Here is a 21910-nt window from a genome sequence, read left to right as displayed (position 1 = left end):
ACAAGCAGAGGTGTCGCGGTGGAGCGGCACCTGAAGAAAAGCAGGATAGGAAATGACCGTAATCGACAATCGCGAAACGCTGGGCGTTGAAAGCTCCGGGCTCTCGGAAGCCGGCGCGCGCGATTATTTCGAGTTGTTGAAGCCGCGCGTCATGTCGCTCGTCGTCTTCACCGCGTTCGCAGGCCTCGTGCTGGCACCGGGAGAAATCAATCCCATTCTCGGCATTGTCGCTGTTCTCTGTATTGCCGTGGGCGCTGGGGCGTCCGGCGCGTTGAACATGTGGTATGATGCCGACATCGATGCCGTCATGAGCCGCACTGCCAAACGTCCAATTCCGTCAGGACGCATTGCTCCGCGTGAGGCGCTCGCCTTCGGTCTGACGCTTTCAGCCTTTTCGGTCGTCATCCTTGGCCTGGCGGTCAATTGGTTTTCGGCCGCACTTCTGGCTTTTACCATCTTCTTTTATGCTGTCGTCTATACGATGTGGCTGAAGCGCTCGACGCCGCAGAACATCGTGATCGGCGGCGCCGCAGGCGCATTTCCGCCCATGCTCGGCTGGGCCTGTGTCACCGGTGGCGTCTCGCTCGATAGCATCATTCTGTTTCTCATCATCTTTCTTTGGACCCCGGCGCACTTCTGGGCGCTCGCGCTTTTCAAGATGCGTGACTATGGCTCTGTCGGTGTTCCGATGATGCCGAATGTCGCGGGTGAGCGGTCTACCAAGAACCAGATGATTGCCTACGCCGTTTTGACGGCGGCTGCAGCCGTTGCCCCGTGGTTCACCGGGCTCGCCAGTGCTGGTTACGGAATTTTCGCAGCGATCTTGAGCGCCATTTTCGTCTACTGTTCGTTCGACGTGCGACGCATGCCGGAAGGCGATGAAAAGATGCTGCCTGCAAAGAAGATGTTCGCCTATTCGATCCTTTATCTTTTTGCGATCTTTTCGGGTTTGCTGGCGGATCATTACGCCGTAGCTCTGAAGTCTGCGATGTCGGGAGTGTTTTGATGGAAACGGTCGAACTGAGCGAAACGCAGAAGAAATCGAGACGCGGTCGCAACATCTCGCTTGGCGTTCTGCTGGCTGGTCTTGTGGTGCTGTTCTACATTATCACCATCATCAAGATTGGTTCTCACTGACCATGTGAGACCGGAGGAGGGGAGGAGGACATGGCGAATATGGGCGCGGATACGGGAACGACCGGCACTCAACGGGTGAGCAATCGCTCGATCCTGGTGCTCTGTCTTGTTTTCTTTTTCGCCATGATCGGCATGGCCTATGCGGCAGTGCCGCTTTACACGCTGTTTTGCCGGGTGACGGGATATAACGGCACCACGCAACGGGTGGAGCAATATTCCGACGTTATTCTCGACAAGACGATCAATGTGACCTTCGACGCCAATACATCCAACGGCCTCAACTGGGATTTCCGTCCAGTCGACAAAATGGTGAAGCCGAAGATCGGCGAAACCGTGCAGGTGATGTTCCAGGCGACGAATCGCTCACCGGTTCCAACGACCGGCACGGCCGTGTTCAACGTCACGCCGATGGAAGCTGGCGCCTATTTCAACAAGGTAGAGTGTTTCTGCTTTACGGAAACGACGCTGCAGCCGGGTGAAACCCTGGAGATGCCGGTGGTGTTCTTTGTCGATCCTGAGATCGTCAATGCGCGTGAAACACGCAACATTCATACTTTGACGCTTTCTTATACGTTTTATCCGGCGAAAACGGAAAAACCGGTTGCGTCGTTGCCGGCCAAGACAGAAGCTGGCGCAAGCAAATTGTGAGAGGAGGCCCGGTCTTCGATCGAAGACCTGGTCAGGGAAGAGACATTCGGGGATTGTCGCACATGGCAGATACGCATCAGAAAAACCACGACTACCATATCATAGACCCCAGCCCCTGGCCGCTTCTTGCGTCCATCGGCGCTTTCGTGATGACCTTTGGCGGCGTCTGTTACATGCGGTATCTCTCGGGCGGCACATTCAAGCTGTTCGGGCTTGAGCTTGCCAATCCCTGGCTGTTCTATATCGGCCTCGTTATCGTGCTTTACACCATGTACGCTTGGTGGGCGGACACGATCAAGGAAGGCAACGAAGGTGCGCATACGCGCGTCGTGTCGCTACATCTGCGTTACGGCATGATCATGTTCATCGCTTCTGAAGTGATGTTCTTCGTGGCCTGGTTCTGGGCTTATTTCGATGCCAGCCTTTTCCCGCATGAAGCCATTCAGGCATCGCGCCTTGAATACACCGGTGGGCAGTGGCCGCCCAAGGGCATCGAGGTGATCGACCCCTGGCACCTGCCGCTCTACAACACGGTTATCCTGCTTCTCTCCGGCACCTGCGTAACCTGGGCGCACCACGCCCTGCTGCACAATGACCGCAAGGGTTTGATTTCCGGTCTTGCTTTGACCGTCGCGCTCGGCGTTTTGTTCTCGACCGTGCAGGTCTATGAGTACATGCACGCCCCGTTCGACTTCAAGAACTCCATTTATGGCGCCACGTTCTTCATGGCGACCGGCTTCCACGGTTTCCACGTATTCGTCGGAACGGTCTTCCTGCTGGTGTGCCTGTTCAGGGCGATCGCCGGTGGCTTCACGCCGAAACAGCATTTTGGTTTCGAGGCCGCTGCCTGGTACTGGCACTTCGTTGACGTTGTATGGCTGTTCCTGTTCTTCGCGATCTATATCTGGGGCGGTTGGGGCGCACCTCTGGCGCACGGTTGATCGTTTCCGAAACAAACGTAAGAGCGGCTTGCGGGCCGCTCTTTCTGTTTGTTCGGGAGGAGAAAGGTCCAGTGCGAGAGGGAGATCGTCATGTCCGGACCGGAGGGTAACGCTTTTGCGCCCGTCGATCCCGTGAAGACGGGTTTGGCCGGCTGCTGTCCACGCTGTGGAAACGGGCGGCTGTTCGACGGGTTTCTCAAACTGAAGCCGGAATGCAGCGCGTGCGGCCTGGATTATTCCTTCGCTGACGCGGGCGATGGCCCGGCCGTCTTCGTCATGTTGATCGTTGGCTTTCTGGTCGTTGGGCTCGCTCTGTGGGTGGATGCCCGTTTTGCCCCGCCTGTCTGGGTGCATGCCATGCTCTGGCTTCCATTCACGATCATTATTTCCCTCATCCTCCTGCGCAAGCTGAAGGGCATCATGATTTCCCTGCAATATCGCAACAATGCAAGCGAAGGCAAAATCGATCGTGAATGACGGATCTCGTATGAAGGCTGCAGAAAGACGCGTCGGCTTCGCGGCGCCACTCGTGCTGCTTGCTCTCGCCATTTTGCTCGGCCTTGGCACATGGCAGGTCAAACGGCTCTATTGGAAAGAGGGACTGATCGCCGATATTGCTGAAAGACGTGTGGCAAGTCCCGCATCGCTTTCCGATATCGAGGCAATGGCAAGGGCTGGTGAAGACATCGAGTATCGCCGGCTCAGCGTGAAAGGTGTTTTCGACCACAATCGCGAGCGGCATTTCTTCGCAACATATAACGGAAGTACCGGTTACTATATCTATACGCCGCTGACACTGGCAGACGGGCGGGTGGTCCTCATCAATCGCGGTTTTGTACCTTTCGAAATGAAGGAAGCGGCCAAGCGCGTGGAAGGGCAGGTTGGCGGCGAGGTTGCGGTCGAAGGACTGGCGCGCGCCCGGCTTGCCGGCAAGCCATCGCTGATGCTACCCGACAACGACATCGCCAAGAATATCTTCTACTGGAAAGACATGACGGCGATGGCAGAGAGCGTGGGTATTCCTGCCACGCAGCTTGTTCCGATCTTTATTGACGCGAATGATGCCCCAAATCCGGGCGGTTGGCCGAAAGGTGGCGTAACGCTCACAGATTTGCCGAACAATCACCTTCAATATGCGATAACGTGGTATGGCTTGGCAGCAGCCCTTGTCATTGTCGCCGGTTTTGCCTATTTCCGAAACGGGAAGGGGCAGGACGAGTAATCGGCGCGTGCCATCCGCAAGGAAGGCCAAAACCGAAGGCCAGGGAGAGGTACAGGAGCAGGAATGAACATTGCCGTTACCAAACCCCCTTTGACGATCCGGCTGTGCGGGCCGCGCGGTTTCTGCGCAGGTGTTGACCGCGCTATCCAGATTGTCGTGCTGGCGTTGAAGGCCTACGGTGCCCCTGTCTATGTGCGTCACGAAATCGTGCACAATCGCTACGTCGTTGAAGGGCTGGAAGCCAAGGGTGCGGTCTTCGTCGAGGAACTGCATGAGATACCCTCCGAGCACCGCGAACAGCCCGTCGTCTTTTCCGCACATGGTGTGCCGAAGTCCGTGCCCGCTGACGCCGAGGCGCGCAATCTCTTTTATCTCGATGCCACATGCCCGCTGGTTTCCAAGGTTCACAAGCAGGCCATGCGGCATCAGCGCCTCGGCCGCCACGTCGTACTGATCGGCCATGCCGGCCACCCGGAAGTCATAGGCACGATGGGCCAGCTTCCAGAAGGAACAGTCTCGTTGGTCGAGACGGTGGACGATGTCGATCACTACGAGCCAGCAGATCGTGAAAATCTCGGCTTCGTGACCCAGACGACGCTCTCCGTCGACGATACGGCGGGCGTGATCGCCAGACTTCAGGAACGGTTCCCTGCCATTCAGGCTCCGGCTGCCGACAGCATCTGTTACGCCACCACCAATCGACAGGATGCGGTGAAACAGGCAGCTCCCGGCTGCGATCTTTTCATCGTCGTCGGCGCACCCAACTCCTCGAATTCGAAGCGCCTGGTCGAGGTTGCCCTGCGGGCCGGTGCAAAGCGCTCCGTGCTGGTGCAGCGCGCATCTGAAATCGATTGGGACGAAATTGGCGATGTCAAAACCGTTGGTCTGTCGGCGGGCGCATCAGCGCCGGAGGTGATCGTCGATGAGATCATCGAAGCCTTCAAAGCACGGTTCGACACGACGCTTGACCTTGCCGTTACGGTTGAGGAAACAGAGCATTTCCTTGTGAACCGCGAGCTTCGCGCCATCGAACTGACAACCGAGGATATGGCTTTCGTGAATGGCAATGCCAGCAACGCGCTGCCACCAAAGACGGCCGCAGGCAGCATCTCCTGATCCCAAATTTCAATCCTGTCCCTAGCAAGAGATTTTAAATTGGCAGTTTACACGGACATCACCGAAGATGATCTGAGGAATTTCCTCACGCAATACGATGTCGGCGAACTCACCTCCTATAAGGGAATTGCCGAAGGTGTCGAAAACTCCAATTTTCTGCTGCATACGACCAAAGACCCGTTGATCCTGACGCTCTATGAGAAGCGTGTCGAGAAGTCGGACCTGCCATTTTTTCTGGGTCTGATGCAGCACCTGTCGGCAAAGGGCTTGTCCTGCCCATTGCCTCTACCGCGAAAGGATGCTGCGCTGCTGGGCGAACTGTCCGGTCGTCCCGCCGCGCTGATCTCCTTCCTGGAAGGTATGTGGCTGAGAAAACCGGAAGCGAAACATTGCCGGGAAGTCGGCAAGGCGCTGGCCGCCATGCATCTTGCCGGAGAAGGCTTCGAGATCAAGCGCCCCAATGCACTGTCCGTTGAGGGCTGGAAGGTTCTTTGGGACAAATCCGAAGAGCGCGCTGACGAAGTGGAAAAGGGCCTGAAGGCCGAGATCGCGCCAGAGCTCGAATATCTCGCCGCAAACTGGCCCGCTGATCTGCCCGCCGGCGTCATTCATGCAGATCTGTTCCAGGACAACGTGTTTTTCCTGGGCGACGCCCTTTCCGGCCTGATTGATTTCTACTTCGCCTGCAACGACCTGCTCGCCTATGACGTATCGATCTGCCTCAACGCCTGGTGCTTCGAGAAGGACAGTGCTTATAACGTTACCAAGGGCAAGGCGTTGCTGGAGGGCTATCAATCGGTGCGCCCGTTGAGCAAGGACGAACTCGAGGCACTACCGCTTCTGGCACGCGGCTCTGCGCTGCGCTTTTTCCTCACCCGTCTCTACGACTGGCTGACGACGCCGGCTGGCGCACTGGTCGTCAAGAAAGATCCGATGGAATATCTGCGCAAGCTGCGCTTCCACCGGACGATTGGCCACGTCGCCGAGTACGGACTGGCAGACGCATGAAACATATCGATATTTTTACCGACGGTGCCTGCTCCGGCAATCCTGGGCCTGGCGGCTGGGGCGCTGTCCTACGCTTCGGCGAAATCGAGAAGGAGTTGTCAGGCGGTGAAGCCGAAACCACCAACAACCGCATGGAATTGATGGCGGCGATCTCAGCGCTTAACGCCTTGAAGGAACCTTGCGAGGTCGACCTTTATACGGATAGCTCCTACGTAAAGGATGGCATCACCAAGTGGATTTTCGGCTGGAAGAAAAAGGGCTGGAAAACCGCTGACAACAAACCGGTCAAGAATGTGGAGCTTTGGCAAGCACTTGAGACGGCCCGCGAGCGCCACAAGGTGACGCTGCACTGGGTCAAGGGACACGCTGGGCATCCTGAAAACGAACGTGCCGACGAATTGGCACGCAAAGGCATGGAGCCTTTCAAACGGCGGTAATGAAAGCCTGTTCTATTCCGCATCGCGCTCGATGCAGGACGAGAATATGGGGTTGAGAAAACTGAAACCCGACTTATCTTGTCGGCAATCATCCGCCTCGATGCCAACTGCGTCTGTCATCGGCGGGAACGGAAACGCAGACGAAGAGGCATCTCATGATCCTGCATTGTGTATTTTTGCGTTTTAAGGCAGCAACGGCGTCTTCTGAAAAACAGGCAGTCTTCGAGGCCATTGCAGCCCTGAAAGACGATATTCCTGGTATCGTGGATGTCAAATACGGCCAGAATGTCTCGCCGGAAGGCTTGAACGGTGGCTTTGTCGACGGTTTTATCGTGACTTTGGAAAGCCCTGAGGCGCGCGACGACTATCTCGCTCATCCCAAGCACATCGAAGTTGGCGAACGTCTTGTTTCGCTGACGGATGGCGGCCTGGCGGGACTTCTGGTTTTCGATATGAACACATGAAAAAGGGCGGTTTTACCGCCCTTTTCTTTTTTCCGTGATCGTCAGGATCAAAGCTGTTCGATCATCGTCGCAGCCGACGAGACGGTCGCCTGACCGGGGTTTTCTTCGATGTTGAGCGATTTTACCACGCCGTTCTCGACCAGCATGGAATAACGCTTGGAGCGGACGCCAAGGCCGCCGCCGGAGAGATCGGCATCAAGGCCGAGCGCCTTCGTAAAGGAGGCGTCCCAATCGGCGAGGAAGTGGATTTTGCCCTGTCCGCCGGAAGCCTGTGCCCAGGCGCCCATGACGTGCCAGTCGTTGACAGCGATCACGGCAATGTCGTCAACGCCCTTGCCAAGAATGGTGTCTCGGTTTTCCAGGTAACCAGGCAGATGGTTCAGCGTGCATGTTGGCGTGAAAGCGCCCGGCACGGCAAACAGCACCACCGTCTTGCCGTTGAAGAGGTCATCGGTGCTGGTTTCCACCGGGCCGTCAGCGGTCTTTTCCTTGAATGTCGCGGAAGGCAGCTTGTCGCCGATCTTGATGGTCATGTCTTTGCTCCTGTGGCAATGCAGTCCACCGGACTATAGAGCATCAATATTGAAAATCGAGTGCCGTTTTGCACTCTTCCGCATGCGACGCCAAACCCGTCAAGGCTTTGGAAAATTAAGGTTCGTCTCCATCGCCCGATTGCCGCTCTTGACCAGAATAGGCCAGCTTTGGCCCGGCACCTGATAGGTTTTGGGAAGTCCCTTGATGTTCATGTAGAACGATAACTTGCGTTTGTCGCGCACCAGGTTTTGTGGCTCGAAATAGGCAAAACCAGATGGTCCGGCGACAAATATTTCCGTTTCTTTCGGTGCGTTTTCCGGCATCAGCAGTTGTACGCCGAGCATGGTTTTGTCCGGGGTAATGTGAAAATCGGTGACCTTGAAATCGTCGGAGGCGGCCTCCGGCAAGGTCGCGCGTGCTTCATTCAGCAACTTGCGCTCCTCGTCATTGGTGTCTTCAGGTTTACCACGGCCGATCTCGAACGTCGCCTCGAAGGGAATGCAGATATTCTGGCAGACCCCGATGAAGGCAGTCATCCGGACTTTCTCATTGGTGGCATTGCCGAGGGTCTTGAGCTCGAAGGGGAGCCCGACAGCCTGATCGTATCCGATGTCGTTGAGATCGCCATTCTCGATCAGTTTGGGAACGGGATAAGACATCGAAGACAACGTCACGCCACTGGCCGGATCGAGGTTGATCTGTGGTGGTATCCCGGCTTCGCCCGGTTCGCGCCAATAGGTAATCCAGCCAGGGTTGGGCTCGATTTGCAGGACACCACGGATACTACCGTTTTCGTCGCCCGAAAGGGCAACGACCCGCATCCGCCCGCCCTCGCTGCCGGCCCAGTCGGTGATTTCCGCCTGCGCTGCGTGCGCACTGCCCGCGATGATGGCGATTGCAATACAAGAACGTGAAAACTGCAAGAATGTCCTGATGCTCATACTTCCCGTCTAACGCAACATTGTCGGGTGGGCCAGTTACGAATTTGTGCCGTTCATCATTTTCGGTTGATTGATAACGCACTATGCCTCATCCTATTGACTGTCGAAATGCGAGCGCCGCATTCCGCTGACGCGCGGATGACGGCCTTCTGGAGGCGCCTGTGAGTTTTTCAACCCTGATGGAAAAACGCGAACGTGGCTTTCTCGACGGTCAGTTTCTGATCGCCATGCCAGGATTGGACGATGGAAACTTCGCCCGTTCGGTCGTTTACATCTGCGCCCATTCGGACGCAGGTGCCATGGGATTTATCATCAATCGGCCACAGCAGATAACGTTCACGGACATTCTTCTGCATCTCAAACTGGTGGATAGCAATGATGCCATCATGCTGCCCAACCGCACCCGCGATTTCCCAATACAGTCCGGTGGCCCGGTCGAAACTGGCCGTGGTTTCGTGCTTCACTCAGACGACTATGGGAGCGAGTCGAGTATTCCCGTAAGCGATGAGATTTCACTGACGGCGACGCTTGATATCGTCAGAGCCATTTCCAACGGCCATGGTCCGAAGCGGGCGACAATGCTGCTCGGCTACGCGGGGTGGGGGCCAGGCCAGCTTGAAAACGAAATCGCCAACAATGGCTGGCTCAATTGCCCCGCATCCGATGATCTGATCTTCGACAGGCTTTTGGATAACAAGTACGAACGCGCTCTGGCACTGATGGGCGTTGATCCGCGCATGCTGTCGGCTGAGGCCGGGCACGCCTGAACCCTCATTGAAGTGCGTTTTGTTGTCGGAACCAAATTCCGATCCCTAACGTTACTCCCCCGAAAACCGGACGACTAGTTCGGTTCAACAAGGGAGAAATACCATGGGTAGCACATCCGATAAGATCGCCGGCAAAGCAAACGAAGTCGCAGGCAAGGTGAAGAAAAACGTCGGCGAAGCGACCGGCAACAATGAGTTGCGCGCCAAGGGTGCCGCCCAGGAAGCAAAGGGCAAGGTGCAGACCAGCGTCGGCAAGGCGAAAGACGCCGTAAAGGGCGCGGTCGACCGGATGTAACAAGGGATCTGACCGCGAACCTTCCGCGGCCTGAAACTTCGAGCGCATGTGTCTTTCGATACATGCGCTCTTCTCGTAGAAGCGCCTGTTTTGGCGTTTTTCCCTTCTGCTCAGCACACAGGTCACTCATGAAGCTCTTCTCCTGCGCCTCCTGCGGACAACCCGTCCATTTTGACAATCGCTTTTGTGTGTCCTGCGGTCATCGGCTGGCCTTCGTGCCGGAGCGACTTTCCATGGAAGCCCTGGCGCCGGTTGGTGAACCAAACTGGCAGCTTGTGGCTGAACCTGAGAAGCAGGTGCGTTTTTGCGCCAATGAAGTCAACGATATCTGTAACTGGTCTGTCCCGGCGCAAAGCGAAAGTGCCTTTTGTCCGGCATGCAGCCATAACCGCCTAGTGCCGGATATCGCGACGGAGCAAGGGATCGGGCAGTGGCGGCGGATCAGCCAGGCCCAGCGTCACCTCTTTTATTCGCTGTTGCGTCTCAAGCTTCCTCACCCCAACAGGGATGTCGATCCTGCTGGTGGGCTCGTCTTTGATTTCCTTGTCGATGAGGTTGCGCCTGATGGGTCGGTCATCCCGGCTATGACGGGGCATGACGAAGGGCTGATTGCCATCAGGGCGGCGGAAGCCGATGATGTGACGCGCGAACAGGTGCGCGCCAACATGAACGAGCCCTATCGAACCATGTTGGGGCATTTCCGTCATGAGGTGGGGCATTTCATCTGGAACAAGCTGGTCCGCGACAAAAACCTGTTCGAGCCATTCCGTGCTGCGTTCGGTGACGAACGCGAGGATTACGGAGCGGCGCTGCAACGGAACTATGAGCAGGGTCCCAGACCCGACTGGCAGGATAGTTTCATCAGCTCTTATGCCTCCGTACATCCCTGGGAGGATTTCGCGGAGTGTTTCGCCCATTATCTGCACATCGTCGACACGCTGGAAACGGCGCGGGCCTTTGGTGTTGCTGTTGATCCCGATGGGCACGAGGAAATGGCTGCGGAAGTCACGTTTGATCCCTACAATGCCCGTAGTGCCGAGCAAATCGTCAAGGCGTGGATTCCTCTCAGCGTTGCCATCAATTCCATCCAGCGCAGCATGGGGGAGGCGGACCTATATCCCTTCGTGCTGACACCGCCGGTGGTTTCGAAACTGGAGTTTATTCGTGCATTGCTGCACGGAAAAATCGTTGGCGTAAGCGAAACGCAGCAAGACGTGCAGCAGACGGCAATGGTTCAGTAAGGCGCGCTATATCTGCGGCATCCTCGGCATGACCCGAGGATGCCTGCATTTTTTACGAAGCTCTTTTGGTCTGCTGGAACTGCTCACGAAGCAGCTTCAGTGCCGTTTCGGCGGTGCCCGGGGTGCCAAACAGGAAGCTCTGTCCGTAATGGCAGTTCATGCGGGCAAGTTCCGCCGCATCCTCAGGTGTTTCGATACCTTCCGCCACCACCTGCATGTCCAGTGCACGCGCCATGGCAATGACGGAACGCAACAAAACATTGCGCTTGTCGCTTGTATTGGCAACCAGCGCCTTGTCGAGCTTTATCGTGTCGAAGGGGAAACGGGTCAGATAGGCCAGCGACGAATAACCCGTGCCGAAATCGTCCATCGCAAGGCTGAGGCCGGTTTCCTTGAGTTTGGACAGAACCAAGCGAGCCTGTTCGGGGTTTTCCATCACCACCGATTCCGTCAGTTCCAGCTTCAACTGCTGCGGATTGCAGCGCGTGCGCGTCAGCATGCTGCGCACATCGTTGTACAACTCGTTGTTCAGCAATTGCGCGCTGGAAATATTGACCGAAATGAAGATCGGCATCTTGTCGATGGCATGCTGCCAGTCCATCAGGTCGGTCGCAGCACGCTCAAGGGCGAACATGCCAAGCGGTTCGATCAATCCGGATGCTTCCGCGACGGGGATGAACTCGCTCGGCGGAATATTGCCGCGCTTCGGGTGTTCCCATCGCATCAGCGCTTCGAATCCGGCGAGCCCTCCGTCATCGAGTTTGATGATTGGCTGATAGGCAAGCGAGAGTTCCTTGCGCTCGATGGCGCGGCGCAGATCACTCTCCATCTGCAGACGATCCGTACCGGAGGTGCGGAAGGCCGGGCGGAACGGTTCAACGCGGTTGCCGCCGGCGCGCTTGGCCCGGTACATCGCCAGTTCGGCGTCGCTGAGCAGACCGGCAGCACTTTCCTGCTGGTCGATCCAAGAGACAAGGCCGATCGAGGCTGTCAGGATGATTTCGCGATTGGCGAAATTGATTGGCACCATGATCGCCTTGTTCACCGCATCGGCGAAATCTGCAACACGTTGCGGATCGCGCTCCGACGTGAGGATCAGACCGAATTCATCACCGCCAAGACGGGCAAGCGTATCCTGCGGCTTCAGAAGGCGACGCAGACGTCGTGTCAGCGCAATCAGAATGTTGTCGCCAGCAGCAATGCCCAGCGTGTCGTTGACCAGCTTGTAGCGATCAATATCGATCGCCATCACGGTCGGGCGCACGCTTTCGCCATCGGAGGACAGGTTGAGGATTGACTGCAGGCGGTCAAGGAACACCTGCCGGTTCGGAAGGCCGGTCAGGTTGTCATTCATCGCATCCTGCAGCAGCCGCTCGACCGAGTTTTTCTGTTCGGTGATATCGGTGATGGTGCCAACGCAGCGAATGATTTCACCGTTCGAGCCAAGAACCGGACGGGCGCGGATCTGCAGCCAGTGGAAATGGCCGTCTTCGGCGCGGATGCGGAACTCGTGGTTGAGACGTCCCTTGCGATGATCCAGCAGCACATCCAGCGTCGCCTTGAAGCGGTCGCGGTCGTCTGGATGCAGGCGCGGCAGCCAGTTGCGGGCTGCGCCATGCATCGTGCCAGGTTCCAGGCCAAGCCGGTTGGAAATATCCGGGGTGGTGACGATGCGGTCACGGGTCACGTCCCAGTCCCACACCGTATCGCCAGACCCTGTCAATGCCAGAGACTGGCGCTCCAGATCGGAGAACAGGCCCTGCTGGTACGCACTGCCGGCAAAGGCATGCTGGATCACGGTGAAGCCGATCAGAAGCACGATCAGAACCAGCCCGCCGCCAAGCGCCGGCTGCACGATGTCGTTGTCCAGTTGCCCCGTCACTGTCAGCCAGCTTCCGAACAGCCAGACAAGAATGAGGGCCCATGACGGCACGAGCAGGATAGCCCGGTCGTAGCGGTTAAAGCCGAGATAGATGATCAGCGCGATACCCGCCGTCGCGGTCAGTGCGAAGGAAACGCGCGCGATACCAGACGCAACCGAGGGGTCGTAGATCGCCACACCGAAGAGTACAGCCAAACCCACCACCCAGGCAAAGGTCGCATAACCAAGATGCGCGTGCCATCGGTTGAGGTTGAGATAGGTAAACAGGAAGACCACGAAGCTGGAGGCGAGCGCCACTTCGGCGCCCGCCCTCCATATTCGTTGATCGCTGGATGTGACGGTTATGAGCTTTTCAAGAAAGCCGAAGTCAACGCAGATATAGGCAAGCACGGCCCAGGCAAGAGCGGCCGACGCCGGTAGAACCGAGGTACCCTTCACGACGAACAGGATCGTCAACAGCACGGCCAGTAGGCCGGCAATGCCGAGCACGATGCCACGATAGAGGGTGAAGGCGTTGATGGTATCCTTGTAGGCTTCCGGCTCCCAAAGATAGATCTGCGGCAATTGCGGTGTCGAAAGCTCGGCAACGAAGGTAATGACGGAGCCGGGGTTCAGCGTAATGCGGAACACGTCAGCATCGGGGCTCGGTTGCCGGTCAAGCGCAAAGCCTTCCGAAGGCGTGATGGCGATGATGCGTTGCGAACCAAGATCAGGCCAGAACAGCTTGGAATTGACCAGACGGAAATGCGGCGCGACGATGACGCGCTCGAGCTGCTCTTCCGAGACGTTGGCAAGCGCAAAGACAGCCCAGTCGCCCTGGTGGTCTGGCGAGCTGGCGCGCACCTCGATACGCCGGCGGATGCCATCTGGTCCCGGCGCGGTCGATACCTGGAAGGCTTCACCTTGGTTGGCGTAGATGTCGGTGGTCGCGGTCAGGTCAAGCGCGGTGTCGTCACGGGAAATCTTGACGGGTTCGAAGGCTTGCGATGCAGAGGCAAAGAACAACAGCAGCAAGAAGATCGGTGCGGCCAGCGACAACGCCGCCATACGTCGAGCAGTGCGGAGCGCAAAGTGATCGTTGGTCATATATCGTACTTCGTTCCGCCGGAGCTTTGCTTGTCGGCAAGAAGGGAAAACATCACATGATCCCGCCATTCGCCGTTGATTTTCAGATATTCCCGCAAGAGACCTTCCCGCTGGAAACCGGCATTTTCAAGAAGCCGGATGCTTTTGAAGTTTTCCGGAATACAGGCTGCCTCGATGCGGTGCAACTGAAGTCCGTTAAAGATGTAGGGAATTACCAATTTTAATGCGGCAGACATATGGCCTTGAGCGGCGTATCGCTCTCCAATCCAGTAGCCGATCATGCAGCTTTGCGCCGCGCCGCGGCGAATATAGCCAACGGTAAGCCCGCCGAGCAGCGTCGCCTCTTTTTCGAAAAGCAGAAATGATACGGCAGTGCCGGAGGAAAACTCCTGGCCGTTGCGCACGACGCGCATGCGAAACGAGCTTTCCGTCAGCTCATCGGAGCGCCAGGCCGGTTCCCACGGTTGAAGAAACTGCCGGCTCTCCGATCGCAATGTGTGCCATTGTTTGAAATCGCCATAACGCGGCAATCTCAAAAGGTGGTTGTCGCTGCGCAATTCTGGCGTGTCATGGTGTCGGGAAAGAAAACGCAGCATTCAAGTCCCTGTGCGGAACGCCTCCGCTCTCAGCCGTTTGCGATGATCTTTGCAGGCTGCTGCGCAGAAAGCGCCGCAGTGATGTCCGAGAGCGGTGCCAGATTTTCAAGCGGGCCGATTGCGGACAATGTAGGAACTCTATCGAAAAACAGCCGTCCTGCAAGATCGGTCAGGCGCTCGACGGTGATGTCGCCAAGGCGCTGCATCATTTCCTCGTTCGGAATGGGGCGACCATAAAGCATCATCTGGCGGGCGATCTGACCGGCGCGAGCCGCAGGGCTTTCCTGGCCCATCAGCAATTGTGCCCTGATCTGGGCGCGGGCGCGGTCGATTTCCTGCTGATTGATCGTTTCTGAGGATTTTGCCAGTTCGTGGACGATGACAGGCACCAGTTCCGCTAGATCGGCGCTGCCGGTTGCCGCGTGAACGCCGAAAACGCCGGTATCGGAAAAACCCCAATGGAAAGCATAGACGGAATAGCAAAGGCCGCGATGTTCACGAACTTCCTGGAAAAGTCTGGATGACATGCCGCCGCCGAGGATATTGGCGAGGATCTGCGAGCAATAGAAGTCACGGGCGTGATACGCCTTGCCTTCAAAACCGAGCAGAACCTGTGCGTCCATCAGGTCGCGCGTTTCGCGGATTTCGCCGCCGGTATAAATCGCTTTTTCGAAGACAGGCGGTGCGCTGGGAACCAGCGGCAGCGAAGCGAAGCGCGCTTCCACCTGCTTGACGAAACTGTCATGATCGACAGCGCCGGCCGCAACGACGAAAATCCTGTCTGTCGTGTAGTTGCGGGAGAGGTAATTACGGATCTGGCCGGTGGTGAAGGACTGCACCGTCTCGGGTGTGCCGAGGATCGGACGACCAATGGTCTGGTCGCGATAGGCGACACCGGAAAAATTGTCGAAGATCACGTCGTCAGGCGTATCGGTTGCAGCACCGATCTCCTGGAGAATGACGTTCTTTTCACGCTCCAGTTCGTCTTCGTCGAACAGCGACTCCGTCAGGATGTCAGCAAGAATATCGACGGCGAGGGGGACGTGGTCTTTGAGGACACGGGCGTAATAGGACGTGGTTTCCGTCGATGTCGCCGCATTGACCTCTCCGCCGACATTCTCGATCTCTTCGGCGATCTGTCGGGCTGTGCGCCGCGACGTGCCCTTGAAGGCCATATGTTCGAGAAGGTGGGCAATGCCGTGTTCGGCATTCGTTTCGTTGCGGGAGCCTGACTTGATCCACACCCCGAGAGCGACGCTTTCGAGATGTGGCATTCTTTCCGTCACAACTGTTAACCCGGACGAAAGCCGGGTCAAATTTACTTTCATATCAGCGTCTTTCCGCGTCTCTATTTGCTGGCGCGCGCATGTTTGCCGATAAATGTTTCCACGGCTTTAAGCTCTGCGTCCAGAACGTCGAAACGCTCCTCCCGGTTCATCAGATCGGAGAGCCATACTGGAAGCGCCGGATCGATTGCGCAAGCGGATTTTACAGCGGCCGGGAATTTAGCCGGGTGGGCCGTCGACAGAACGACCATCGGGCTTGTCGGCTTTTCATACTTCTCAGCCACAAAAACACCGGTCGCCGTATGCGGGTCGATCAGATAGCCGGTCTTTTCCAGGGTGTCGCGAATGGTTGCTGCAACCTGCTTTTCCGTGGCGCGTCCGGCACGGAAGTCGCGCTTGATGAATTTCATGGCCTTAGCCGGAATTTCGAAAGCGCCTGACTGTTTCAGGCCGTCCATCGATGCTTTCACAGCGCTGGCGTCGCGGTCATATGCTTCGAACAGCAGACGCTCGAAGTTGGACGAAATCTGAATGTCCATCGACGGCGAAGTGGTGGCTTTGACGCCGCGCATTTCGTAGCGGCCGGTTTTCAGCGTGCGTGCGAGGATGTCGTTGTCGTTGGTTGCGACCACCAGCTTGTCGATCGGCAGACCCATTTTCTTGGCGACGTAACCGGCGAAGATGTCACCGAAGTTGCCGGTCGGCACAGTGAAGGAAATCTTGCGGTCCGGACCACCGAGTGCAAGCGAGGCGGTGAAGTAGTACACAACCTGCGCCATGATGCGCGCCCAGTTGATGGAGTTGACGCCCGAGAGCTTCACGCCATCGCGGAACTTGCCATCATTGAACATCTCTTTGACGAGGTTCTGGCAGTCGTCGAAATTGCCGTTGATCGCCAGCGCGTGAACGTTCGAAGCGGTCGAGGTCGTCATCTGGCGCTGCTGCACCGGTGAAACCTTGCCGTTCGGGAAGAGAATGAAGATGTCGGTGCGTTCACGGCCTGCAAAGGCGTCGATGGCTGCGCCGCCGGTATCACCGGAGGTGGCGCCAACGATCGTGGCGCGTTCGCCGCGCTGGGTCAGCGTGTAGTCCATCAGACGGGCGAGGAGCTGCATCGCCACGTCCTTGAACGCCAGCGTGGTGCCGTGAAACAGTTCCAAAACAAAGCTGTTGGGGCCGGTCTGAACCAATGGAACAACAGCCGGATGACGGAATGTCGCGTAGGCGTCGTCGATCATGGAGCGGAAAGTGTCGGCCGGAATTTCGCCGCCGGTAAAGCGGTAGAGAACCTCGAAGGCGACTTCCTGATAGGTCTTGCCGCGAAGATTGCGGATTTCCTTTTTGGACATGGAAGGCCATTCGCGCGGCACATAAAGCCCGCCATCGCGCGCCAGACCCGCCAGAAGCGCGTCGCAAAACCCAAGCGATGGGGCGGTACCCCTGGTCGATACATATTTCACGAGATGTTCCCTTGTCCTTGACCTGCACGTCTACCGGCTTTCCGCCTCGAAAGCGGCGATTGGCGAGGTAATGAAGGGCTTTCTGCAAAATTCAAGCAAAACCGAACATCAGCCAATCGATTTTTTCTGGCGTCGCTGCTATAGACCATCGCCACCCGGCGTGAAAGGCCAATAAACAGCGTCTCCGGTTCGGTTCCGGGGCAAGGGATGAGGAATTAGCAGAGTGTCAGGGAATTTCTTGCGTTTGTCCGCCGCGATGTCGCTTCTGGTTGTCGTTGCGGGCTGCAACTCATCCAATCCGTCGGAGTCCCTGGCGGTCAATCCTCCTGCGAATGCGGCCAATCCGGTCGCTCCAGTCGTTCAGGCCAATTGCCCGACGGTTACCATTCTCGATACCAACGCCGTCCATCGCGTATATGCCGGTGGCGCCAAGGATGACCCGACCAAGCTCGCCTATCAGGTCTCTCTGTCTGATACGACGCGTTCTTGCAGCATGAACGAGTCGACGTTGACCGTGAACGTGCTGGCCCAGGGACGTCTGGTGCCTGGTCCGATGGCGAAGCCCGGCCGCGTTACGGTGCCGATCCGCGTGACGGTGAAGGATGGCGACGGTGAGATCTTTGGTGAGACGGCGAATTTTGCTGTTGACGTGCCGGCGGGTTCCGCAGGGACGCAGTTCATTTTCAGCAACGATCACGTTGCCATTCCGAACGCTCCAGGCGGTGCGCCGAAGACGGCAAACGTCTTCATCGGCTTTGCCGATCAGGCTGCCAAGGGCGCACGAGCCAAGACATCGCGCCGTTAAACTCGGCCAAGAATGAAAAAAGCCGGGGCAGCAGGTGCGGCCCCGGCTTTTTCTTTGATTGTGATAGGGCTTAGAACGCGCCCTGCCATTCAGCCATGGCGGCAATGACGGCAGGCAAATCCTGCATTCGGGAAATCACAGTCTCAGCACCGGCGTCCGTCAAGCGGTCGGCATGGCTTGGGTAGGTGTGAGACGCGCCGGTAAAGCCGACAACGCGCATGCCTGCAGCCCGTGCACCATGGATGCCATGAACGGAATCCTCGACCACGACCACGCGATCGGGAGAAACACCGAACTGCGCCGCGCCGTGCAGGAAAATGTCCGGCTTCGGTTTGACGCGATCAGCCCCAAGATCCTTTGCCGAATAGATATGCGGCGCGAAATATGGCTTCAGACCGACCTTCGTCAGCATCATATCGAGACGGTGGCTGGATGAATTGGAGCAGATGCAGCGAGGTGTCGTCAGGCGCGACAGTGCAAATTTCACGCCTTCGATAATTTTAACATCCCGTTCCAGTCGTGCGTCGAGCAGTTTTTCCGACTTTTCAAGCAACGAGGCCGAAAATGGAATGCTGGCTTCGCTTTCGACCTGAAGAAGAATGTTCTTCCAGGTCATGCCGGCGAAGCGCTCGCCCATCTCCTCGACCGAGATTGGGTAACCCGCCTCTGTCAGCAGGCGGGATTCCACCTGCGCTGCAATGATTTCGGAATCGACGAGAACGCCGTCGCAGTCGAAAATAATGAGGTCGAAGCCGCTCATGGGCACTCCCTGTATCGGATCTGTTATGGAGGAAAAGCGATGCCGGGCTTTTAGACCATGTGGGCATCAATCTCAACCAGCCCGTTTGCAAGGGGTATTTTCGCACACGACATGGCTCGCCGTGAATGTCGTCGCCGTAAAAACTGCTACACAGTTTTGCGCGACATGCGCTATGTGAGGTCATGCCCAAAACCGCCAAAACCAGACCTGAAGATACGATTGCCGCCCGAATAAGCCGTGCTCTGGCGGATCGCATCGTGCGTGGTGAATTGGCGCCGGGCGAGCGGCTGCGTCAAGACCATATCGCCGCTGAATTCGGTGCCTCGCACGTACCGGTACGTGAAGCTTTTCGCAGGCTTGAGGCGCAGGGGCTTGCCGCCAGCATTCCACGGCGCGGCGTGCGTGTCGCCGATTTCGGTCTTTCCGACGTGCGCGAGGTGGCGGAAATGCGGGCCGCGCTCGAGGTGCTGGCGCTGCGTCACGCCATTCCGAACATGACGCCAAACATTCTCGATGCTGCGGAAGCGGCAACGCTTGAGGGAGATCGGGCTCTCAATGTCCAGCATTGGGAAGACGCAAACCGTCGCTTCCATCGACTGATCACCGAACCGTGCAATATGCCGCGCCTGATGGAGGCGATCGACGGGCTTCACGCAGCCAGTGCACGGTTCCTGTTTTCCGCGTGGCGGGCAGGGTGGGAGCGGCGCACCGATACGGATCACCGTGCCATCATAGACGCCTTGCGCGGTGGACGTGCGGAGGAGGCTGTTCGCATCCTTGATGGCCACGTACAGTGGATTGGGCGCACTGCAATCCGGACATCATCCGGTTCCGTCCATGACGCATTCGCGATCGTTGGATAAATTATAGATAATTTTATATCGGTATAAATTATTGATTATGCGTCGTTATATTCGATGCCGTCCACAATCGTCGTTCTCGATTGATGCTTCTTGCTCCTTCTTCTGTTGCGTTTTTGTAAGATTCTCGCGTACCAATAGGTCGCTCGTAGAAATTATCTATAATTTTTAAAAGGAGAGATAGATGGCGACCGAGATACGCAATTCCACGATTGCATTTTTTGACATTCCCGCGCGATCCTATGTGCAGCAGGCGATATTCATTGTTGCCGGAACTTTGGTCCTCGCACTTGCGTCGCAGATTTCGGTGCCGATGGTGCCTGTGCCGATCACCATGCAGACATTTGCGGTGACGATGATCGGTGCGCTTTACGGCTGGCGTCTTGGCACGTTGACGGTCTTGGCCTGGCTTGGTGAAGCCATGATCGGTTTGCCGGTGCTTGCGGGTCTCAAATCCGGCATCGCGCCGTTTATCGGCCCGACCGCCGGCTACCTCGTCGCCTTTCCGGTGATGGCGGCACTTGTCGGTTTTGTCACCGAACGCAGTGTAACGGGCGAACGCCCGGTTGCGGGTTTCCTTCTTCACCTGCTTGCGAACACCCTTTGCCTTGCGCTCGGCTGGGTTTGGCTGGCAGGTGTTATCGGCGCTGAAAAGGCTTGGATTGCGGGCGTGGCACCCTTCATCCTGGGTGCGGTGTTGAAGTCGGCACTCGCAGCATCTGTCTTGAAAGCTGCGTCGCTGCGCCGGAAAAACGCCGCGTGACGATACGCCTTCGCGCCCATCATCTTCTCTGCATACTCACCTATGTGGGGAACGGGTACACACCAGGCTTCACGGTCAATTATGACCGTGTTGCCAGGCGTATGAATGACGACGAGGAGATCGAACTCGTTGAAGGCCCTGACGAAATTTGCCAGGGTCTTCTCTGCGAGAAAGACGCGCATTGCTTCAATGACAGCGTACGCCGCAGAGACGAGACCGCTCGGCATTTGGTGTCTGCCTTGATGAACGAGACGTTCACTCCCGGCAAACGCTTTCAGCTTTCACCAGAATTCCTGTTGAAACTGCGCCTTGCCTTCGCCGCTGGCGAACTGAGGCGGGCCTGTCAGGGGTGCCAGTGGCAAAAGTTATGTGATCGGGTGGCCACATCGGGATTTTGTGGTGTCAGGATCGGGGAGCCGATCACCGCGGTCGAGATCACTCCGTGACGTTGATTTCGGTTCGCTCGGCGGCCTTGACCGTGGCTTTGATCTCTTTCGGGTCGCGGTTCGCTTTCTTCTCGTAGGTCACTTTTACGGAGTAGTCGCCGGGGTGCAATGTCTCCTGATGCTCTGTGCCATAGCGGCCGGAAATCTCCTCCGGTTTGCCCTGCAGATCCCTGGTGATTGCCATGATGTCGATTCTCTCGGCCCCGGCCGCTTTGACGACCAAGATGCCGGCGTCGAGATTGACGGTTATTTCGGTCCGTTTTCCAGCCGTTACCGTAAAGGGTTGCTGCAGGGTCACTTTACCGAGGCGCGCGCTCATCATGAAGTCGCCCGCAGGCATCTCCATAACCTTGCCAACGCCATAAACGCCGTTGATGGACTGGCGTGTGCCGTCCAGTGTCTCTTTTGCCGAAAGCGCCTCGAAGCGGATATCGCCCGTCTCAACTGCTTTTCCATCCTGCGCATAAACGGCCTTTGCAATGACAACGCCGCTTGGAATGATCAGGTCGTGACGAAAGGTTTCACCAGCTTTCACGGCAAGGGTTTCCTCTGCACGCGCCGGGCCAATGCTGCCGATAAGCTTGACAGTTCCTGCCGGCACGAAGGCGTGGTTTTCTCCGTAAATGCTTTCCTTAAACGGTCCTTGCGTGACTTCTGTTCGCGCCTGCGCTTCTACGTCTCCGCCGGGACTGCGTCTTGGTATCACAGTCAATTCGGCGGCGTCGAAATTGGCTTTGGGTCTCGCCGTCGCCCCATCCCTAACTTCGAATGGGATTTCGCGAACGATGTTACCAAGAGCAGCAACGGCCACATACTTGCCGACAGGCAGTTTGGCCTCGAAGGTGGCGTCATAGGAGCCACCGGCATTGACGTCGGAGCGTTGCCCGGATGCATCCGCTTTGTAGAAGTCCCATCGCACTGTCGCGCTGTCGCCAAGTGATGGACCACCATCGTAAAGCACCGCATCCGTGACAACGTTGAAAGCAGCTTTCGGTACCTGTGACCATGAGGGTGTAGCGAGAGCCATCAGGACGACGGCGGAGGATACGGCGCCTGCCGCGAACGGGACCGTTTTTTCCATGATACGCATCTGCAAATTTACCCCCGCGTTTCCGGTCTTTTTGCGACGCCGAGGCGTCGGTACGAATGACCTGTTGTGCGCAACGTTTATACGCGCCCACCGGTTCCATCCCGGATCGAGAACATGGACGCACA

At 57.2% G+C, this 21910-nt stretch carries 25 protein-coding genes; 17 read left to right on the top strand and 8 right to left on the bottom strand.

Features of this window, described 5'->3' with window-relative positions; genetic code table 11:
* Positions 1–52: 52 nt before the first annotated feature.
* The 10 genes from ACIQT8_RS13015 to ACIQT8_RS12970 all read left to right on the top strand — a co-directional run bounded on the left by ACIQT8_RS13015 (position 53) and on the right by ACIQT8_RS12970 (position 6973).
* Positions 53–1006, top strand: coding sequence for a heme o synthase (locus ACIQT8_RS13015; RefSeq protein WP_138794746.1), 954 nt, complete (start codon positions 53–55; stop codon positions 1004–1006).
* Positions 1006–1137 (top strand): hypothetical protein, encoded by a 132-nt coding sequence (locus ACIQT8_RS13010; RefSeq protein WP_400965807.1) that lies wholly within the window; start codon positions 1006–1008, stop codon positions 1135–1137. The genes ACIQT8_RS13015 and ACIQT8_RS13010 overlap by 1 nt, the downstream gene beginning before the upstream one ends.
* A 30-nt stretch (positions 1138–1167) precedes the next feature.
* Complete coding sequence (locus ACIQT8_RS13005; RefSeq protein WP_400965804.1) at positions 1168–1785, top strand: cytochrome c oxidase assembly protein; 618 nt, start codon at positions 1168–1170, stop codon at positions 1783–1785.
* A gap of 62 nt (positions 1786–1847) precedes the next feature.
* Entirely contained in the window at positions 1848–2726 is an 879-nt protein-coding gene (locus ACIQT8_RS13000; protein WP_138794749.1) for a cytochrome c oxidase subunit 3, read from the top strand.
* 90 nt (positions 2727–2816) lie between these two features.
* On the top strand, positions 2817–3203 hold the full coding sequence (locus ACIQT8_RS12995; protein ID WP_400965800.1) for a DUF983 domain-containing protein: 387 nt from the start codon (positions 2817–2819) through the stop codon (positions 3201–3203).
* A 10-nt stretch (positions 3204–3213) separates the two neighbouring features.
* A complete protein-coding gene (locus ACIQT8_RS12990; protein WP_262524797.1) occupies positions 3214–3948 on the top strand; it encodes an SURF1 family protein in 735 nt (244 codons plus the stop codon).
* Positions 3949–4011: 63 nt separating this feature from the next.
* Positions 4012–5064, top strand: a complete 1053-nt coding sequence (ispH, locus tag ACIQT8_RS12985) for a 4-hydroxy-3-methylbut-2-enyl diphosphate reductase (protein ID WP_262524799.1) — start codon at positions 4012–4014, stop codon at positions 5062–5064.
* A gap of 39 nt (positions 5065–5103) precedes the next feature.
* Positions 5104–6072, top strand: coding sequence for a homoserine kinase (locus tag ACIQT8_RS12980; protein ID WP_400965796.1), 969 nt, complete (start codon positions 5104–5106; stop codon positions 6070–6072).
* Positions 6069–6509 carry a ribonuclease HI gene (gene rnhA / locus ACIQT8_RS12975; protein WP_138794754.1) on the top strand — a complete coding sequence of 147 codons (441 nt, stop codon included), beginning with the start codon at positions 6069–6071 and terminating at the stop codon, positions 6507–6509. Before ACIQT8_RS12980 ends, rnhA begins: the two co-directional genes overlap by 4 nt.
* Positions 6510–6664: 155 nt before the next feature.
* Positions 6665–6973, top strand: coding sequence for a Dabb family protein (locus tag ACIQT8_RS12970; RefSeq protein ID WP_138794755.1), 309 nt, complete (start codon positions 6665–6667; stop codon positions 6971–6973).
* Between the two features lie 47 nt (positions 6974–7020).
* On the opposite strand, the gene ACIQT8_RS12965 is transcribed toward ACIQT8_RS12970, so the two are convergent.
* Complete coding sequence (locus tag ACIQT8_RS12965) at positions 7021–7506, bottom strand: peroxiredoxin (protein ID WP_138794756.1); 486 nt, start codon at positions 7504–7506, stop codon at positions 7021–7023.
* Between the two features lie 99 nt (positions 7507–7605).
* Positions 7606–8448: a protein-disulfide reductase DsbD domain-containing protein gene (locus ACIQT8_RS12960; RefSeq protein ID WP_400965791.1), complete on the bottom strand. Its 843-nt coding sequence runs from the start codon at positions 8446–8448 to the stop codon at positions 7606–7608.
* Positions 8449–8609: 161 nt separating this feature from the next.
* On the opposite strand from ACIQT8_RS12960, the gene ACIQT8_RS12955 reads away from it, so the two are divergent.
* The 3 genes from ACIQT8_RS12955 to ACIQT8_RS12945 all read left to right on the top strand — a co-directional run bounded on the left by ACIQT8_RS12955 (position 8610) and on the right by ACIQT8_RS12945 (position 10751).
* Complete coding sequence (locus ACIQT8_RS12955) at positions 8610–9215, top strand: YqgE/AlgH family protein (protein WP_138794758.1); 606 nt, start codon at positions 8610–8612, stop codon at positions 9213–9215.
* Positions 9216–9318: 103 nt separating this feature from the next.
* Positions 9319–9510 carry a CsbD family protein gene (locus ACIQT8_RS12950; RefSeq protein WP_003521119.1) on the top strand — a complete coding sequence of 64 codons (192 nt, stop codon included), beginning with the start codon at positions 9319–9321 and terminating at the stop codon, positions 9508–9510.
* Positions 9511–9638: 128 nt separating this feature from the next.
* Complete coding sequence (locus ACIQT8_RS12945) at positions 9639–10751, top strand: putative zinc-binding metallopeptidase (RefSeq protein WP_138794759.1); 1113 nt, start codon at positions 9639–9641, stop codon at positions 10749–10751.
* Positions 10752–10803: 52 nt separating this feature from the next.
* Here ACIQT8_RS12945 and ACIQT8_RS12940 read toward each other — a convergent pair whose 3' ends face one another.
* From ACIQT8_RS12940 to thrC, 4 genes are read right to left on the bottom strand one after another with little or no spacing between them, the layout of a single operon-like run.
* Positions 10804–13680: an EAL domain-containing protein gene (locus ACIQT8_RS12940; protein WP_246705150.1), complete on the bottom strand. Its 2877-nt coding sequence runs from the start codon at positions 13678–13680 to the stop codon at positions 10804–10806.
* 35 nt (positions 13681–13715) lie between these two features.
* Complete coding sequence (locus tag ACIQT8_RS12935; RefSeq protein ID WP_138794761.1) at positions 13716–14315, bottom strand: GNAT family N-acetyltransferase; 600 nt, start codon at positions 14313–14315, stop codon at positions 13716–13718.
* 29 nt (positions 14316–14344) lie between these two features.
* Positions 14345–15643, bottom strand: coding sequence for a pitrilysin family protein (locus ACIQT8_RS12930; RefSeq protein WP_138794762.1), 1299 nt, complete (start codon positions 15641–15643; stop codon positions 14345–14347).
* 20 nt (positions 15644–15663) lie between these two features.
* Positions 15664–17061 (bottom strand): threonine synthase, encoded by a 1398-nt coding sequence (gene thrC, locus ACIQT8_RS12925; RefSeq protein ID WP_138794763.1) that lies wholly within the window; start codon positions 17059–17061, stop codon positions 15664–15666.
* Positions 17062–17317: 256 nt separating this feature from the next.
* On the opposite strand from thrC, the gene ACIQT8_RS12920 reads away from it, so the two are divergent.
* Complete coding sequence (locus ACIQT8_RS12920; protein ID WP_400966362.1) at positions 17318–17866, top strand: PilZ domain-containing protein; 549 nt, start codon at positions 17318–17320, stop codon at positions 17864–17866.
* Between the two features lie 70 nt (positions 17867–17936).
* Here ACIQT8_RS12920 and ACIQT8_RS12915 read toward each other — a convergent pair whose 3' ends face one another.
* The gene (locus tag ACIQT8_RS12915) at positions 17937–18626 is read right to left on the bottom strand and encodes an HAD family hydrolase (RefSeq protein ID WP_138794765.1); all 690 of its coding nucleotides are present in this window, start codon (positions 18624–18626) and stop codon (positions 17937–17939) included.
* A gap of 182 nt (positions 18627–18808) precedes the next feature.
* On the opposite strand from ACIQT8_RS12915, the gene ACIQT8_RS12910 reads away from it, so the two are divergent.
* From ACIQT8_RS12910 to ACIQT8_RS12900, 3 genes are all read left to right on the top strand, one after another.
* Positions 18809–19489, top strand: a complete 681-nt coding sequence (locus ACIQT8_RS12910; protein WP_400965784.1) for a GntR family transcriptional regulator — start codon at positions 18809–18811, stop codon at positions 19487–19489.
* A 181-nt stretch (positions 19490–19670) separates the two neighbouring features.
* A complete protein-coding gene (locus tag ACIQT8_RS12905; protein WP_400965781.1) occupies positions 19671–20249 on the top strand; it encodes a biotin transporter BioY in 579 nt (192 codons plus the stop codon).
* Positions 20246–20695: a DUF1284 domain-containing protein gene (locus ACIQT8_RS12900; RefSeq protein WP_400965778.1), complete on the top strand. Its 450-nt coding sequence runs from the start codon at positions 20246–20248 to the stop codon at positions 20693–20695. The genes ACIQT8_RS12905 and ACIQT8_RS12900 overlap by 4 nt, the downstream gene beginning before the upstream one ends.
* On the opposite strand, the gene ACIQT8_RS12895 is transcribed toward ACIQT8_RS12900, so the two are convergent.
* A complete protein-coding gene (locus ACIQT8_RS12895; RefSeq protein WP_400965775.1) occupies positions 20685–21776 on the bottom strand; it encodes a hypothetical protein in 1092 nt (363 codons plus the stop codon). The two genes, ACIQT8_RS12900 and ACIQT8_RS12895, sit on opposite strands and share 11 nt — an antisense overlap.
* Positions 21777–21910 lie beyond the last annotated feature (134 nt).

It is taken from the genome of Agrobacterium sp. NPDC090273, assembly GCF_044772305.1.
Taxonomy (GTDB): domain Bacteria; phylum Pseudomonadota; class Alphaproteobacteria; order Rhizobiales; family Rhizobiaceae; genus Agrobacterium.
The sequence above is the reverse complement of the archived record's forward strand: the minus strand, read 5'-3'. Positions and strand labels throughout refer to the sequence as shown.

Coding starts and splice junctions, on each gene's coding strand:
- ACIQT8_RS13015 (WP_138794746.1), top strand. CDS start 53: ATGACCGTAATCGACAATCGCGAAACGCTGGGCGTTGAAAGCTCCGGG.
- ACIQT8_RS13010 (WP_400965807.1), top strand. CDS start 1,006: ATGGAAACGGTCGAACTGAGCGAAACGCAGAAGAAATCGAGACGCGGT.
- ACIQT8_RS13005 (WP_400965804.1), top strand. CDS start 1,168: ATGGCGAATATGGGCGCGGATACGGGAACGACCGGCACTCAACGGGTG.
- ACIQT8_RS13000 (WP_138794749.1), top strand. CDS start 1,848: ATGGCAGATACGCATCAGAAAAACCACGACTACCATATCATAGACCCC.
- ACIQT8_RS12995 (WP_400965800.1), top strand. CDS start 2,817: ATGTCCGGACCGGAGGGTAACGCTTTTGCGCCCGTCGATCCCGTGAAG.
- ACIQT8_RS12990 (WP_262524797.1), top strand. CDS start 3,214: ATGAAGGCTGCAGAAAGACGCGTCGGCTTCGCGGCGCCACTCGTGCTG.
- ispH (WP_262524799.1), top strand. CDS start 4,012: ATGAACATTGCCGTTACCAAACCCCCTTTGACGATCCGGCTGTGCGGG.
- rnhA (WP_138794754.1), top strand. CDS start 6,069: ATGAAACATATCGATATTTTTACCGACGGTGCCTGCTCCGGCAATCCT.
- ACIQT8_RS12970 (WP_138794755.1), top strand. CDS start 6,665: ATGATCCTGCATTGTGTATTTTTGCGTTTTAAGGCAGCAACGGCGTCT.
- ACIQT8_RS12965 (WP_138794756.1), bottom strand. CDS start 7,506: ATGACCATCAAGATCGGCGACAAGCTGCCTTCCGCGACATTCAAGGAA.
- ACIQT8_RS12960 (WP_400965791.1), bottom strand. CDS start 8,448: ATGAGCATCAGGACATTCTTGCAGTTTTCACGTTCTTGTATTGCAATC.
- ACIQT8_RS12950 (WP_003521119.1), top strand. CDS start 9,319: ATGGGTAGCACATCCGATAAGATCGCCGGCAAAGCAAACGAAGTCGCA.
- ACIQT8_RS12945 (WP_138794759.1), top strand. CDS start 9,639: ATGAAGCTCTTCTCCTGCGCCTCCTGCGGACAACCCGTCCATTTTGAC.
- ACIQT8_RS12940 (WP_246705150.1), bottom strand. CDS start 13,680: ATGGCGGCGTTGTCGCTGGCCGCACCGATCTTCTTGCTGCTGTTGTTC.
- ACIQT8_RS12935 (WP_138794761.1), bottom strand. CDS start 14,315: ATGCTGCGTTTTCTTTCCCGACACCATGACACGCCAGAATTGCGCAGC.
- ACIQT8_RS12930 (WP_138794762.1), bottom strand. CDS start 15,643: ATGAAAGTAAATTTGACCCGGCTTTCGTCCGGGTTAACAGTTGTGACG.
- ACIQT8_RS12920 (WP_400966362.1), top strand. CDS start 17,318: ATGTCGCTTCTGGTTGTCGTTGCGGGCTGCAACTCATCCAATCCGTCG.
- ACIQT8_RS12915 (WP_138794765.1), bottom strand. CDS start 18,626: ATGAGCGGCTTCGACCTCATTATTTTCGACTGCGACGGCGTTCTCGTC.
- ACIQT8_RS12910 (WP_400965784.1), top strand. CDS start 18,809: ATGCCCAAAACCGCCAAAACCAGACCTGAAGATACGATTGCCGCCCGA.
- ACIQT8_RS12905 (WP_400965781.1), top strand. CDS start 19,671: ATGGCGACCGAGATACGCAATTCCACGATTGCATTTTTTGACATTCCC.
- ACIQT8_RS12895 (WP_400965775.1), bottom strand. CDS start 21,776: ATGGAAAAAACGGTCCCGTTCGCGGCAGGCGCCGTATCCTCCGCCGTC.